The organism is Pseudonocardia alni (assembly GCF_002813375.1).
GTDB classification, from domain to species: Bacteria; Actinomycetota; Actinomycetes; order Mycobacteriales; family Pseudonocardiaceae; genus Pseudonocardia; species Pseudonocardia alni.
Map to the genome: position 1 here is coordinate 1,733,354 of NZ_PHUJ01000003.1, position 13,528 is coordinate 1,746,881.

The following is a 13,528-nucleotide window of genomic DNA, read 5'->3' on the forward strand; positions in this document are numbered from 1 at the left end:
AGAGGAGACCACATGAGCAATCTGCAGTTCCTGAAGTGGGAGACCGACGGACCGGTCGCCACCGTCTGGCTCGACCGACCGCCGGTGAACGCGGTCGACCAGCAGTTCTACCGCGAGCTCCGCGCGTTCTTCGGCGACGTCGAGCGTCACCTCCCCGAGGCACGCGTCGTCGTCCTCGCCGGGCGGGGCAGGCACTTCTGCGCCGGCAACGACCTCGCCGCCTTCCAGACCCTGGACCCGGACAACGCCCCGGAGCAGCTGGAGCAGGCCCGGGAGGCGTTCTGGGCGATCTACGACTCGCCCTACCCGGTCATCGCGGCGGTCCACGGGGCCGCTGTGGGGACGGGCCTGGCGATCGCGGCCTCGTGCGACCTCGTCGTCGCGGCGGAGGGGGCCCGGTTCGCCACCCCCGAGGTCACCGTCGGGGTGCTGGGCGGCGCGAAGCACCTGTCCCGGCTCGTGCCGCAGGGCGTGGTCCGGCTGATGCACTACACCGGCGACCTCTACCCCGCCGAGACGCTGCTGCCCTACGGCGGCATCGTCGAGATCGTCCCGGAGGAGCAGCTGCTCGGGAAGGCCCGGGAGCTGGCGCACTCCATCGCCCGGCACAGCCCCGTCACCCTGCGGCTGGCCAAGCGCAGCCTCAACGGCATCGAGTACCGCGACCTCAAGTCCGGCTACGAGTTCGAGCAGGACCGGACCCGTGAGCTGTCCGGCTACGAGGACTCCAAGGAGGCCGTGAACGCGTTCCTCGAGCGCCGCGAACCGGTCTACACGGGACGGTGACCGTGGAATCCCTGAAGGACTTCCGGGCCAGGGCCCGGGCCTGGCTCGCCGCGAACGGCGCACCCGATGTCCCAGTGGACCCCGACGCCCGGTTCGCCGTGCTGCGCCGCTGGCAGAGGACCCTGTCCGACGCCGGCTGGCTCGGTCTCGCCTGGTCGCGGGAGGCGGGCGGCGGCGGGCTCACCCACGCCCACCAGCTGGTGTTCGTCGAGGAGCTCGTGCGGGCCCGTGCCCCCCAGCCCGTCGGCCTGATCGGGCTCGAGGTCGTCGGCCCCTCGATCGACCGCTACGGCACCGACCGACAGCGCCGCGAGCTGCTTCCCCGCATGCTCTCCGGTGAGGACATCTGGTGCCAGGGCTTCTCCGAGCCCGACGCCGGGTCCGACCTCGCCTCCCTGCGTACCCGCGCGGTCGCCGACGGCGACGACTACGTGGTCACCGGCCAGAAGATCTGGACCAGCTGGGCGCACGAGGCGCAGTGGTGTGCGTTGCTGGTCCGCACCGACCCGGCCGTGCGCAAGCAGGCGGGCATCAGCTACCTGCTCGTCGACATGGCGAGCCCCGGGGTCACCGCCCGGCCCATCCGGCAGATGACCGGCGACCGGGAGTTCTGCGAGGTCTTCCTCGACGAGGTCCGGGTGCCACGGCGGAACCTGCTCGGGGCCGAGAACGACGGCTGGGCGATCGCCACCCACACCCTGGGCAGCGAACGCGGGGCCGCCACCCTACGCCGCCGGGTGGAGCTCGAGGTCGCGCTGGAGGACGCGATCGGCGAGCTCCGCGCGCACGGCGCCGTCGGTGACCGGGCCCGGGCCGCGGTCGGGCGGGCCCAGGTCGCCATGCGGGTCCTCGACGCGCAGACCCGGCAGACCACCGCCCGGCTCGTCGCAGGCGCGGGCCCGACTCCGCTGGACTCGGTGGACAAGCTCGTGCTCAACGACGCCGAGCAGACCGTGTTCGCCGAGATCGCGGGGCTGCTGGGCGCCCTGCGTGCGGTGCCCGTCGCCCGGCCCGGCGGCCTGCGGTCCGACCGCTGGGCCCGTGAGCACCTGTACTCGCGGGCCGCCTCCATCTACGGCGGCTCCGCCCAGATCCAACGCACCATCGTGGCCGAACGACTCCTGGGGCTGCCCCGTGGCTGAGCACGACGACTTCGTGTCCGCAGTGGACGACTACCTCACCCGGTCCTATGCGGGCGACCGCCGGCGCGACCTGCTGGACGGCGGCGGCTGGGACGCGGGCCTCGCGGCCGAGCTCGCCGAGCTCGGCTGGTACTCCCTGGCCGTGTCGCAGGACCGGGGCGGTCTCGGTGCCCCACCGGCCGGTCTCGGCCACGTGTTCCTGGAGTACGGGCGGCACCTGCTCATCGGGCCGCTGCTGGAGAACAGCCTGCTCCCGGCGCTGGTCGAGGGGATCGACCCGGACGCCGACGGGACACCGCCCGCGCTCGTCGATCCGGGGGCGTCCGTCCCGGGCGACCTGGGGTCGGTCGCGCTCACCGGGCGGGAGCTCGCCGGGTCCGTCTCCGCCGTCCGGTTCGCCGCGCAGGCGGGCGTGCTCGTCGTCCTCGCCGGTGCGACGGTGTGCCTGGTCGACCCCGGCGCGCCCGGAGTGCACATCGAGCCGCTGGCGAGTGCCGATCCGGGGGTCGCGTTCGCGTCCGTCTCCCTCGACGGCGCGGTGGCCCACACCCTGGTCACCGACGACGGGCTCGGGGACCGGATCCGGTCGTGGGCCCGGCTGCTGCTCGCCTGCGAGCTCAGCGGCCTCGCCCGCGGCGCACTGGACCGCACCGTGGCCCACGTCGGGCAGCGCGAGCAGTTCGGCCGGCCGATCGGCGGCTTCCAGGCCGTCCAGCACCTCGCCGCCGACATGTCCGCCCGGTCGACCGGCCTGCACAACCTCTGCCTGGCCGCCCTCGCCGACGCCCGCGGGGCGTCGCCGTCGGAGCTGGACTTGATCACCTCGACGGCCAAGGCGCACGCGGCGGACGCCGCCGTCCGGGTCTGCGAGGACGCGATCCAGCTCCACGGCGGCATGGGCTTCACGACCGAGACCGACGTCAGCTGGTACTACCGGCGCGCCCTGGCGCTGCGCGGCTGGTACGGCGACGAGACCGAGCTGCAGCACCACATCGGCGCAGCGCTCCTGGCCCCCGAGAGGCAGCCATGAAGGCGACCAGGCTCGACGACGAGCACGCCCGGCGGAACATCGAGGCCGGTCACTGGACGGGGAACCTCGTCGACGGCTACCTGGCCACGGCCGCGGAGCGCAGCCCCGAGGCGACCGCCGTCGTCGACCGGGGACGGCGCTGGACCTATTGCGAGCTCGACGGGGCGGTGAACCGGTTCGCCTCCGCGCTGCGCGGGCGCGGGGTCGGCCGCGGGGACGTCGTGTCCTGGCTGCTCCCCAACCGGGCCGAGGCGGTCGTCGTGCACCTCGGGACGATCCGGCTCGGCGCGGTCAGCAACCCGATCATCCCGATCTACCGGCACCGCGAGACGGCGTTCATCCTGCGCCAGGCCGGCTCGAAGGTCGTCGTGGTACCACGGCTGTTCCGCGACTTCGACTACCCGGCCATGCTCGACGAGATCCGCGACGAGGTCCCCGGGCTGGAGACCGTCGTCGTGGTGGACGGCGGGGACGGCCGGCTGAGCTTCGACGAGCTCCTCGACGAGGGCCGGGCGGACGGTGTCCGGACGCCCCGGGCGCCGGACGACATCGCCCTGCTGCTCTACACCTCCGGTACGACCTCGGCGCCCAAGGGCGCGTTGCACAGCCACCACACCCTCGACCACGAGAATCGCAGCATCGTCGACTTCTTCGGGCTCTCCGCGACCGACGTCGTCTTCATGCCCTCGCCGGTCGGCCACATCATCGGTGTCCTCTACGGGCTGCAGCTGCCGTTCATGCTGGGCAGCGCGGTCGTCCTGCTCGACGTGTGGGAGCCCGGCCGGGGTCTGGAGCTCATCGAGGAGCACCGGTGCACGTTCACGGTCGCGGCCACCCCGTTCCTGCACGGGCTCGTCCACCACCCGTCGCTGCCCGACCGCGACGTGAGCTCGCTTCGCGTCTTCGCGTGCGGCGGCGCCGACGTGCCGCCGGAGCTGGTCCGGGCCGCGACCTCGGCGCTGGGCTGCACCGTCAGCCGGGGATACGGGTCCACCGAGTACCCGACGGCGTCGGCCTGCAACGCCGACGACCCTGTCGACAAGCGTGCGCGGACCGACGGCAGGCCGATCGGCCCCGCCGAGGTCCGGCTCGCCCCCGACGGCGAGCTGCAGGTGCGCGGGCCCGAGCTGTTCCTCGGCTACCTCGACGCCTCGCTCAACGCCGCGGCCTTCACCGACGACGGCTGGCTGCGCACCGGTGACCTCGCCCGTATCGACGACGACGGCTACGTCGAGATCATCGGGCGGCAGAAGGACATCATCATCCGCGGCGGCGAGAACATCAGCGCCAAGGAGATCGAGGACCAGCTCTTCGAGCACCCCGCGGTCGCTGACGTCGCCGTCGTCTCCTCCCCCGACCCGGTGCTCGGCGAACGGGTCTGCGCCGTCGTCGTCCCGGAGACCGGTCGCGAGGTGACGCTGCCCGGGCTCGTCGAATGGCTGACCGCGCGGCGGACGGCCCGCCAGAAGCTCCCCGAGCGCCTGATCCTGCTCGACGACCTGCCCCGCAACCCCAGCGGCAAGATCCAGAAGTTCCGGCTCCGCGAGCTGGCGCGCGAGCACACGACCCTCGAATCGACACGGAAGTGACGCGATGAAGCTGCACACCCCGACCGGGTTCGTCACCGGACACCAGTTCCTCGAAGGCCTGCGCTGGCACGACGGCGCCCTCTGGGCCAGCGACTTCTTCGCCGGCACGGTGCTCACCTTCGCCCCCGACGGGGACGCCGCCACGGTCGCCACGGTCCCGGGCGCGCCGTCCGGCCTGGGCTTCCTGCCCGACGGCACCCCCCTGGTGGTGTCCCAGGCCGACGCGACGGTCCAGCGGATCGGGACGGACGGCACGCTGAGCACCTACGCCGACTTCAGCGCCATCGCCGGTGGCCCCGGCAACGACCTGCTCGTCACCCCCGACGGGCACGCCTACGTCGGCAACTTCGGGTTCGCCGTCGGGTCCGAGGACCCCCGGCCGACGGCGTTGGCGCACGTCGACCCGCAGGGCACCGTCCGGCGCGTCGAGGGCGAGGTCCTCTTCCCCAACGGCATGGCGCTCACCCCCGACGGCCGGCTCCTGCTGGCGGAGACCTTCCTGCACCGGATCACCGCCTACGACCGCGCACCCGACGGGACCCTGTCGAGCCCGGAGGTCTGGGCGCAGCTCCCCGAGGCGTTCATGCCGGACGGCATCGCCCTCGACGCCGACGGTGGGGTGTGGTTCGGCAACGCACTCACCACCGGCGACGACGCCGGCTTCTACCGGGTGGTCGAGGGCGGCGAGCTGACCGACACGGTGCCCGTGGCCGGGGCGCAGGCCGTGGCGTGCGCGTTCGGCGGCGAGGACCTCGACACCCTGTACATGAGCTGCAACGCGACCACGCTCGAGGAGTTCGTCCAGGGACGGTCCACGGGGGCGATCGCCACGGCGTCGGTGGGGCGGCGGGGCACGCCCGCCTGAAGCCCGGCCGTGGTCTCCCCTCGCTAGGATCGAGGCGGCGAGAGGAGACCACGGCATGGACGCAGCGAGCGCGCCGCCGCGGTCCCGGCCCCGCAACCGGCGGGCCGAGATCGCCCGCAACGCGGGAGAGCTCTTCAGCCTCCGTGGGTTCCACGGCGTCCGCATGGACGACATCGCGGAGGCCAGCGGGATCACCGCGCGGGCCCTCTACCGCCACTACGCCAACAAGCAGGCCCTGCTCTCGCACGTCGTGCTGGAGGACCAGCAGCACGTCGTCGACACGATCACCACGCTGACCGCGCTGCCGCCAGGGGACCGGGATCTGGACGCCACTCTCACCGCACTCACGGAGGCCGCGCTGGACAGCCGGCGGCTCTCCCTGCTGTGGCAGCGCGAGGCACGCCACCTGGACGCCCAAGACTTCCAGCTGGTCCGCAGCAGGACCCGGTGGATCGCACAGCAGCTCGACGAGCTCCTCCTCACCCCTGCCCGCGGCGACCTGTCCCCCGGGGTGACCGACCTCCGCAGCTGGGTCATCGTCAGCATCATCTCCGGGGCGGGCTTCTACGACACCCCGCTCCCCCGCGCCCGGCTCGCCCACCAGCTGGCCGAGGCGAGCAGGCGGGTGATCGCCGCCCCCGCGGCGACCGTCGCGGACGCCCCGGTGCAGGCGACCGACCGGGCGCCGTCCTCCCGCCGCGAGCAGCTCGTCGGGGCGGCCGCGCAGGAGTTCCGCGCGAAGGGCTTCGCCGGGGTGAGCATCGACGACATCGGCGGCCGGGTCGGCGTCGTCGGGCCCGCCCTCTATCGGTACTTCGACACCAAGGCCGACATACTGGTGGCCGCCGTCACCCGGCTGCACGAGTGGCTCGCGCTGGAGACGACGCGCGCCCTGCGCACCCCCGGCCCGGACGACGCGGTCCTCGGCCTGCTCGTCGGGGGCTACGTCCGCGTCGCGCTCGAGGCGACCGACCTGCTCGCCGTCCGGCTGACCGAACGGCTCTCCCTGCCCGACGCCGCCCGCGAGCGCATCGACCGCATCCAGGCCGACGACGTCGCGGAGTGGCAGCGATGGCTCTCCGCTGCCCGCCCCGACCTGCCCGACGCCGACGCCGCGACGCTGGTCAGGACCGCGAGGACGATCGTCGACGACTGCGCGCGGATCCCCCACCTGCGGCGCTACCCGGCGGCGGCGGGCGAGCTGACGGGCGCGGCCCTCGCCGCGCTCGGTCTTCCCCCCGCCGGGAACCGGGCCTAGACGCGCGGGCCCGGCACGGCAACCTGCCGACGGGCACCGGTATTCGGCCGGAGCGGCTGTCGGAACTCAACCGCCCCGGCCTGGCCCTCGCATCGCCCCGGGTCGACGCTCGGGATGCGGCGCGTCTGCCCGCTGCGCCGATGCCCAAACGCCGGACCGCCGACGCTAGAGGGAGTCGATGTCCTGGGGACGCTCGGCGACCGTGCGGGCCAGGCGCGCCAGCTTCACGTTGATGTCCTGCGAGGTCCGCCGCAGCAGGTCGAAGGCCTGGTCGGCGTCCAGCCCGCGGCGGGCCATCAGGATGCCCTTGGCCTGGCCGATGACATCACGGGTCTCGATCGCCGTCTGCAGATGTGCCTGCTTGAGCTCCGCGGCCGAGACCGCGTCGGTGGTCGCCAGCGCGAGCGAGGCGTAGCCGGCCAGGATGGTCAGGCGGTCGATGTCGGCGCGGCCGAAGGCCTGCGGTCCGGAGGCGTACACGTTGAGCGCGCCCGGCAGCCGGGGCGGCCGGGCGTCGGGGAGCAGTTCGACCGCGGCCACCGAGAGGAACCCGTGCCCCACCGCGGTCCCGGCCAGCTCGGGCCACCGCTCCTCGTGCCGCAGGTCGTCCGACACCGCGGACGCGGGGCCGTCCTCGCGGGCGGCGTCGACGCAGGGACCGTGACCGCTGCGGTACTGCACGACGTCGATCTCCTCGGCCGGCCCGCCGGTGGACACCGGTGTGTAGTAGCGGCCTGCGTCGTCGCGCATCGTCACGCTCGCCATCGCCGCCACGGGCACGACGCGTGTCACGGCGTCGAGCACACGGTCCAGCACCTCGGCGACCGTCGCACAGTCCAGGAGCGCCGGTGCGAGACGTCGGAATTGCCCGACGACGTCGGCGTCGGCGTCGGCCGTGGCGGCGTACGGGACGGGGGACGCGCCGTCGGTGCTGCGCTCCGACTCGTCCGGCGTTCCGTTCAGCTCTGGCCTCGTCAGGTCCACCCGTCGGGGTGACCCGTCGTGGGCACGGTTAAACACCGCGACGGGACACGCGCCCGGGCGGTGTCCGCCCACCGACGTCCATGCCCCGGGCCGTCGGAGCGCGGGCGGTCGGGACGCTGCGCTTCCGTTCCGGCCGCCTCCCACTCCCCTGTCCAGGACCAGCGACGACCAGCCACTGCTGACCCGGGGTCTCCACAGAGGTGGCTCGCACACGTGCCCCCTCGTGCACGTGTGCGAGCCACTGTGACAGGGACGGCCGGCGCCGATCACCAGGACGTCGGTGCGGCTCCTGTCCGGGGCCGACGGGATGCCGGACCAGACGCCGGTCGTCTCCCCGGTCGGTGGGGTGTCACGAGGTGGAGGTGCGAGCTAGAGCGAGGTCCAGAGGGTCTCGGCGTCGACGATGCGGTGGTGCCGCCAGGTGACTGCTCGTTCCACGGCGGCGACGACACCGGCGACCGTGAGGGTCCCGAGCAGCCAGCCGGGCAGGAGCACCGGTGAGGTGAACGTCCCGACCCGGTCCGCCACCTCCGGGATCGAGGTGACCATCTCGAGCCATACGGGTGTGGCGAGGACGAGATTGACCAGCAGGATCACTACGGCGGTGGCGGCGATCGCCCGGCTCGTACGCGGGCGGTCCCGGGTCAGGGCTGCGCGCCGGTGCTCCAGGGTCCCCGGGGCCGGGGCCAGTCTGCGTTCCCGTCCGTCGGGGGTGACGAGATGGACCCGGGTGACGCCGTACAACCCGGCGTCGACCTCGATCCTCCCTCCGGGGACGGTGAAGGTGGCGGGCATCTCGGCCGTGCCGGTGCGCTGACCGTCCCGGTAGAGCCGGGCGCGGTGGTCCTCGGTGGTGCGGGTCTCGACGGCCCAGACGGCTGGGCCGTCGGGGTCCGGCAGCGTGATCGTGTGAACGGTGCGGCTCAGTGCCTGGTGGAGCCGAACGGGTCGGAGGGCCATCGTCACCTTCTCCTGTCTGCGGGAACGGGGTCCCGAGCGGGTCAGAGGCTGCATCGGGCATCGGCCGGCGGGGTCTCGAGGTCGAGAAGGTAGGCGTTGACCGCATCGTCGACGCACGCGCTGCCACCGAGGAGGTAGGCGCCGTGCTGCTTGCCGTCGACGGTGAGCAGGCTCGCGCCGAGGGTTCGTGCCATGGAGACGCTGCCCTCGTACGGCGTCGCCGGGTCACCGGTGACCCCCACGACGAGCGTCTCGGGAAGGCCCTCGACCTCGGCGGGCAGCCACGGGTCGTCGCGGGTCGGTGGCGCCGGCCAGCCCTCGCACTCACTGTGGAAGGTCCCGCCCGTCAGCACGTCGACATCGAACATCGGCGCGACCTCCGCGACCTCACGCGCGTGCGCGGTCTGCTCCTCCGGAGTCAGGCGGGGCCAGTCCATGCAGCGCACGGCGATGTTCGTATCGATGTCGGTGGTGTAGACGCCGTCGGCGGTGCGGCTGTAGAAGCCGTCGCGCAGGGCGAGGATCTCCTCGGCCCGCCCCGCGTCGAGCGCGGTCAGGGCGGAGATCAGCGTGGGCCAGTGGGCCTCCGCCGCCAGGCCCGCCGTGATCCCGAGATACACGTCCCAGACGCTCACGTCCCTGCCGTCGGCGGTGGGCACCGGCGTCCCGACCAGCGGCGCGACGATCTCGTGCAGACGCTCGTTCGCCGCCGCGGGATCGGGCCCGAGGACACAGTCGGGTGACTGGGCGCAGAGCGCGGCGACCTCGTCGAACCGGGCCTGGGAGGCGGTGAACTGGGCGAGGCGGAGCTCGCTCGGTGTCCAGTCGGGCCCGACGGCGCTGTCGAGCACGACGGCACGGACCTTGTCGGGGTGCGCGGCGAGGTACATGGCACCGATCTCGGAGCCGTAGCTGTAGCCGAGGAAGGTCAGCCGCTCGTCGCCGAGGACCTCCCGCATGATGTCCATGTCCCGCACGACGTTCGCCGATCCGGCGTTGACGAGGTTCTCGACGCCTCCGGAGCCGTCGATGCAGCGCTGCGCGTGGTCCACCGCCTGCTCGGCGCTGGTGATGTCGTACACGGCGCCGAACCGGGGCACGTCCCCTGCGTCGTATTCCTCGTCGGTGTAGCAGTCGAGAGCCGGGGTCGACGCTCCGATCCCGCGCGGGTCGAAGCCGACGATGTCGAAGCGCTCGGCGACGGGACCGTTCTGCCACTGGGGCAGGAAGGACGCCACGAAGCTGGTGCCGGATCCGCCGGGGCCGCCGGGGTTGATCAGCAGTGACCCCTCGGCCTCTCCCCGGGCGGGGAGACGGGTGAGGGCGATCCGTGCCCTCTCCCCCGCCGGGGCGTCGTAGTCGAGTGGGACCTCGACCGACGCGCACTCCAGTGCGGGGTTCGCGAACAGCTCGGCGTCCGCGGCGTTGGTCGCAGTGTCCGTACAGCTGCCCCAGTCCGGTTCCTGCGTCAGGTAGGCGGCCATGTCCGCCTGCCCAGCGGGCTCCGGCGGGGTCGCCGACGTGCAGGCCGCCGACAGGACGAGGGGGATGACGGTGAGGGCCACGGCGAGACGCGGCACGGTCCGTCGCGATCGGTGCGGGCGTCGGCGATACGAGGACATGTCTCTCCTGGGGCGGGTCCGGGTGCGGCGGCGATGTGCGTCCGACCGGGTCGACGACCTGCAGGTGCGGAAGGACCTGCCGACCGTGACCGGGATGCGCCGGACGCGGACCGCTGTGGGCTCGACGGCGGCGCGGCCGGGTGGGTGCTACGCCCGGACCGACGCGGTTTCTAGCATGAACGTGCTAGAAACGTAGCATGCTCATGCCACATCGGGCGATAGAGTGGGGCCATGCCCAGACGCGTGGACCCGGATGCCCGGCGAGCGCAGGTCGCCGACGCCGTGATCGACGAGATCGCCGCGCACGGACTCCGCTCGGTGACCCTCGCCCGGATCTCCGCACGCTCCGGCCTGGCCATCGGGAGCATCCGGCACTACTTCGGCGACAACCTGCGGGAGGTCATGTCGTTCACGTTGGGCGTCCTGCTCCAGCGCGCGGAGCACCGCAACCCGGGACTCTCCGGGGATCCGGCGAGCCGGGTCGCCGAGCTGGTCGTCCTCGTCGCACCCACCAGCGAGCAGGAACGCAAGGAGAACATCGCACTCGTCGAGTACCGGGTGATGGCACGCACGGACCCGGGGTTCGCAGCCGAGGTCGCCACGACCTCGCTCGCGGCCGCGGAGGCGATCCGGTCGCTCCTGCGCGCGGCACTCGCCGACCGTGTGATCGACGAGGAGGCACTGCACCGCGAAGCGCTCCTGCTGCTCACCCTGGTCGAGGGCTTCTCGCTCGGTTCGGCGCTGAGCCCGGCCCCGCTGCAGGAGGCCGACGTCCGCGCCGTCGTCACGGACACCCTGCACCGCATCCGTGGCGCCTACCCGCCTCGCCGGGAGGCGCCGGTGGAGCGCTCGGGGACCTGAGCCGCCGACGATCACCACGCGGGCGAGCGGCGCATCATCGGCCCGTGAGCCCGCTGCGCCGCGCGCTCACCGGTCCTTGAGCTGGTTCCGGTTGGCCGCGAGGACCTCGTCCGACAGATCCGGGGCGACGTCGGCCACCGCCCGGGCGAGCAGGAGCGCGCCGACCATCTGGCTGAACAGTGCCACCGCCTGCTCCCTGGCCTCGGCCGGGGTGATCTCGGTACCGATCTCCCGGCCGCACTCGATCACCATCTCCGCGATGGCGTCGAAGTAGCCGTCCAGACCGCGGCGGTACTCGGCCTGCGCGCCGGCACCGTGCCGTCCCGCGTCGGAGACGAGTGCGGCCGAGGGACATCCGGCTTCGGGGTGGTCCCGGTGCTCGGCGTCGACGTACTGGTCGATCATGCCGTCCAGGGCGGCGCGCGCCGAACCGGGATGTGCCGCACGGAGGCCGTCGAGCACCGCCAGCGAGTCGATGAAGCCCTGATGCAGGACCTCGACGGCGAGGTCGCTCTTGGACGCGAAGTGGTTGTAGAAGCCGCCGTGGGTCATGCCCGCCGACTTCATCAGTCCGTCGATGCCCGTCCCGTCGATGCCGCGCAGCCGGAACCCCTCGCCCGCCGCGGCCAGGATCCGCTCGCGGTTGCGCTGCTTCTGCTCCCGTGTGACGCGGGGCATGTCGACCACCTCCCAGGCCAGGACCCGGCCGAGTCTAGCCGAATTTCAATGATGGCCACCATCAAAACTGGCCGTCCGGCTTGACGGCACCCACCTCCGGTCGTGTAGTTATTGATGTCGTTCATCATCAAAGGAGGGGTTGTCGTGCGGTTCGGAACCATCGGCGCCGGGACGGTCGCGCAGGCCGTGGCCGCTCATCTGGTGAGGGCGGGGCACACCGTCACCCTGAGCAACAGCCGCGGCCCCGACTCGCTGCGCGATGTCGTGGCGCGACTGGGGTCGTCGGTGCGGGCAGCGCCGGTCGAGGACGCCGCGCGGGCCGACATGGTGTTCCTGACCGTGCCGTGGCCGCGGGTCGGCGACGCACTGGCCGGGCTCCCACCCTGGGACGGCCGCATCCTGGTGGACACGACCAACCGGATGCCGGAGTCGGCGGACGTCGATCCCGGCGCGACGACGCCGAGCGAGCTCGTGGCGGCGCTGGCCCCCGGCGCACGCGTGGTCAAGGCGTTCAACACGCTCTACGCCCGCTACATCGCCGCCGACCCCCGGCACCCGGAAGGGCGGCAGCTGCTGTTCCACGCCGGCGACAGCACCGCGGCCAAGGCCACGTTCCACGAGCTCGCCGACCGCATCGGGTTCGCCCCGGTCGACGCCGGACCGCTGCGCGACGGCGGACGGCTGATGCAGGTCGGCGGCCCCCTCTCGGCCCTGCACGCCCTGCGCCAGGACCCGGACGGAGAGGCGCGGTGAAGGCACTCGCCTACGAGCGGGCGCACCTGCTCGACGCGTTCGCCATCGATCTGGTCGACGTCGCCGAACCGCGGTTGCGGGCCGGCGACCTGCTGGTCGAGGTGCGGGCGATCGGTGTCAACCCCGGCGAGGCCGCGATCCGGCGGACCCGCAGTGCGCCGCCGGGCGGTCGCGTCGTCCTCGGATGGGAGTTCGCGGGCGTCGTCGTCGCGACCGGGCCCGCGGCCACCGGGTTCGCGGTCGGGGACCGGGTGATGGGCACCGGCGACATCACCCGCGACGGGAGCTGGGCCGAACGCGTCGCGGTCGACCACCGGGTCGTCGCCCCGATCGCCGACGAGCTCACGTTCGCCGACGCCGCATCCCTGCCGATCGGCGTGCTCACCGCGTGGGAGGCGCTCGTCCGCGACGGCGACGCACTGCCCGCCGGCGTCGGGAACGTCCTGGTCGTCGGCGCCGCGGGCGGTGTGGGCTCGATGGCCACGCAGCTGCTGGCGACGTGGACGCAGGCATTCGTGATCGGCACGGCGTCGCGGCCCGAGTCACGGCAGTGGGCCACCGCCTTGGGGGCCGACCTCGTCGTCGACCACCACCGCGACCTCGCCGCCCAGCTGCGCGACGCCGGGGTCGGCCCCGTCGACCTCGTGCTGTCCACCTCGGACACCGGCAGCCGGCTCACCTCGTACGTCGAGCTGCTGCGCCCGTTCGGACACCTCGCCTTCGTCGACGCGCCGGGGCGCTGGGACCTGGAGGCGGCCGCCGGCAGATCGCTGTCGCTGCACGGCGAGATGGTGTTCAGCACGATCGTCACCGGCGGCGACGCCACCCGTCAGGGCCGGATCCTCGCCCGCGCGGCGGGCGACGTCGTGGCGGGCCGCCTGCGTCCGATCGGGACGACGACGCTGCAGGGACTGACCCCCGAGGCCATGCGGGCCGCACACACGCTCGTCGAGAGCGGCCGGAGCGTCGGCAAGACCGTGATCACCCTCTGACCCCGGCC

13 protein-coding genes are annotated in these 13,528 nt (G+C 73.2%); 9 read left to right on the forward strand and 4 right to left on the reverse strand.

From position 1 onward, the window contains the following. Positions 1 to 12 precede the first annotated feature (12 nt). The 6 genes from ATL51_RS08880 to ATL51_RS08905 are packed head-to-tail and all read left to right on the forward strand — an operon-like array spanning position 13 to position 6,670. Positions 13 to 786 carry an enoyl-CoA hydratase-related protein gene (locus ATL51_RS08880; protein ID WP_100878295.1) on the forward strand — a complete coding sequence of 258 codons (774 nt, stop codon included), beginning with the start codon at positions 13 to 15 and terminating at the stop codon, positions 784 to 786. Between the two features lie 2 nt (positions 787 to 788). Beyond that, positions 789 to 1,928, forward strand: coding sequence for an acyl-CoA dehydrogenase family protein (locus tag ATL51_RS08885; protein ID WP_208622952.1), 1,140 nt, complete (start codon positions 789 to 791; stop codon positions 1,926 to 1,928). Beyond that, complete coding sequence (locus tag ATL51_RS08890; protein WP_157818280.1) at positions 1,921 to 2,958, forward strand: acyl-CoA dehydrogenase family protein; 1,038 nt, start codon at positions 1,921 to 1,923, stop codon at positions 2,956 to 2,958. The genes ATL51_RS08885 and ATL51_RS08890 overlap by 8 nt, the downstream gene beginning before the upstream one ends. Next, the gene (locus ATL51_RS08895) at positions 2,955 to 4,547 is read left to right on the forward strand and encodes an AMP-binding protein (RefSeq protein ID WP_100878298.1); all 1,593 of its coding nucleotides are present in this window, start codon (positions 2,955 to 2,957) and stop codon (positions 4,545 to 4,547) included. Before ATL51_RS08890 ends, ATL51_RS08895 begins: the two co-directional genes overlap by 4 nt. Positions 4,548 to 4,551: 4 nt before the next feature. Further along, positions 4,552 to 5,412, forward strand: a complete 861-nt coding sequence (locus ATL51_RS08900; protein WP_100878299.1) for an SMP-30/gluconolactonase/LRE family protein — start codon at positions 4,552 to 4,554, stop codon at positions 5,410 to 5,412. A gap of 55 nt (positions 5,413 to 5,467) precedes the next feature. Next, positions 5,468 to 6,670 (forward strand): TetR/AcrR family transcriptional regulator, encoded by a 1,203-nt coding sequence (locus tag ATL51_RS08905; protein WP_100878300.1) that lies wholly within the window; start codon positions 5,468 to 5,470, stop codon positions 6,668 to 6,670. Positions 6,671 to 6,835: 165 nt separating this feature from the next. Here the strand turns inward: ATL51_RS08905 and ATL51_RS08910 are convergent, their stop codons facing one another. The 3 genes from ATL51_RS08910 to ATL51_RS08920 all read right to left on the reverse strand — a co-directional run bounded on the left by ATL51_RS08910 (position 6,836) and on the right by ATL51_RS08920 (position 10,179). Continuing rightward, the gene (locus ATL51_RS08910; protein WP_167409981.1) at positions 6,836 to 7,654 is read right to left on the reverse strand and encodes a GAF and ANTAR domain-containing protein; all 819 of its coding nucleotides are present in this window, start codon (positions 7,652 to 7,654) and stop codon (positions 6,836 to 6,838) included. A gap of 369 nt (positions 7,655 to 8,023) precedes the next feature. Beyond that, on the reverse strand, positions 8,024 to 8,614 hold the full coding sequence (locus tag ATL51_RS08915) for a hypothetical protein (RefSeq protein ID WP_157818281.1): 591 nt from the start codon (positions 8,612 to 8,614) through the stop codon (positions 8,024 to 8,026). Between the two features lie 41 nt (positions 8,615 to 8,655). Then, the gene (locus ATL51_RS08920) at positions 8,656 to 10,179 is read right to left on the reverse strand and encodes an alpha/beta hydrolase (protein WP_167409982.1); all 1,524 of its coding nucleotides are present in this window, start codon (positions 10,177 to 10,179) and stop codon (positions 8,656 to 8,658) included. Positions 10,180 to 10,467: 288 nt separating this feature from the next. Here ATL51_RS08920 and ATL51_RS08930 point away from each other — a divergent pair, with 288 nt between their 5' ends. Next, complete coding sequence (locus ATL51_RS08930; RefSeq protein WP_100878305.1) at positions 10,468 to 11,097, forward strand: TetR/AcrR family transcriptional regulator; 630 nt, start codon at positions 10,468 to 10,470, stop codon at positions 11,095 to 11,097. A 66-nt stretch (positions 11,098 to 11,163) separates the two neighbouring features. Here ATL51_RS08930 and ATL51_RS08935 read toward each other — a convergent pair whose 3' ends face one another. Next, the gene (locus ATL51_RS08935; RefSeq protein ID WP_301548958.1) at positions 11,164 to 11,775 is read right to left on the reverse strand and encodes a TetR/AcrR family transcriptional regulator; all 612 of its coding nucleotides are present in this window, start codon (positions 11,773 to 11,775) and stop codon (positions 11,164 to 11,166) included. A gap of 144 nt (positions 11,776 to 11,919) precedes the next feature. Here ATL51_RS08935 and ATL51_RS08940 point away from each other — a divergent pair, with 144 nt between their 5' ends. Next, positions 11,920 to 12,528, forward strand: a complete 609-nt coding sequence (locus tag ATL51_RS08940; protein ID WP_100878307.1) for an NADPH-dependent F420 reductase — start codon at positions 11,920 to 11,922, stop codon at positions 12,526 to 12,528. Continuing rightward, the gene (locus ATL51_RS08945; RefSeq protein ID WP_100878308.1) at positions 12,525 to 13,520 is read left to right on the forward strand and encodes a zinc-binding dehydrogenase; all 996 of its coding nucleotides are present in this window, start codon (positions 12,525 to 12,527) and stop codon (positions 13,518 to 13,520) included. Before ATL51_RS08940 ends, ATL51_RS08945 begins: the two co-directional genes overlap by 4 nt. The last annotated feature ends 8 nt before the right edge of the window (positions 13,521 to 13,528 follow it).

What these genes read in the sequence shown, in the direction of transcription:
- ATL51_RS08880 (WP_100878295.1), top strand. Translation starts at nt 13, where the DNA reads ATGAGCAATCTGCAGTTCCTGAAGTGGGAGACCGACGGACCGGTCGCC.
- ATL51_RS08895 (WP_100878298.1), top strand. Translation starts at nt 2,955, where the DNA reads ATGAAGGCGACCAGGCTCGACGACGAGCACGCCCGGCGGAACATCGAG.
- ATL51_RS08900 (WP_100878299.1), top strand. Translation starts at nt 4,552, where the DNA reads ATGAAGCTGCACACCCCGACCGGGTTCGTCACCGGACACCAGTTCCTC.
- ATL51_RS08905 (WP_100878300.1), top strand. Translation starts at nt 5,468, where the DNA reads ATGGACGCAGCGAGCGCGCCGCCGCGGTCCCGGCCCCGCAACCGGCGG.
- ATL51_RS08915 (WP_157818281.1), bottom strand. Translation starts at nt 8,614, where the DNA reads ATGGCCCTCCGACCCGTTCGGCTCCACCAGGCACTGAGCCGCACCGTT.
- ATL51_RS08930 (WP_100878305.1), top strand. Translation starts at nt 10,468, where the DNA reads ATGCCCAGACGCGTGGACCCGGATGCCCGGCGAGCGCAGGTCGCCGAC.
- ATL51_RS08935 (WP_301548958.1), bottom strand. Translation starts at nt 11,775, where the DNA reads ATGCCCCGCGTCACACGGGAGCAGAAGCAGCGCAACCGCGAGCGGATC.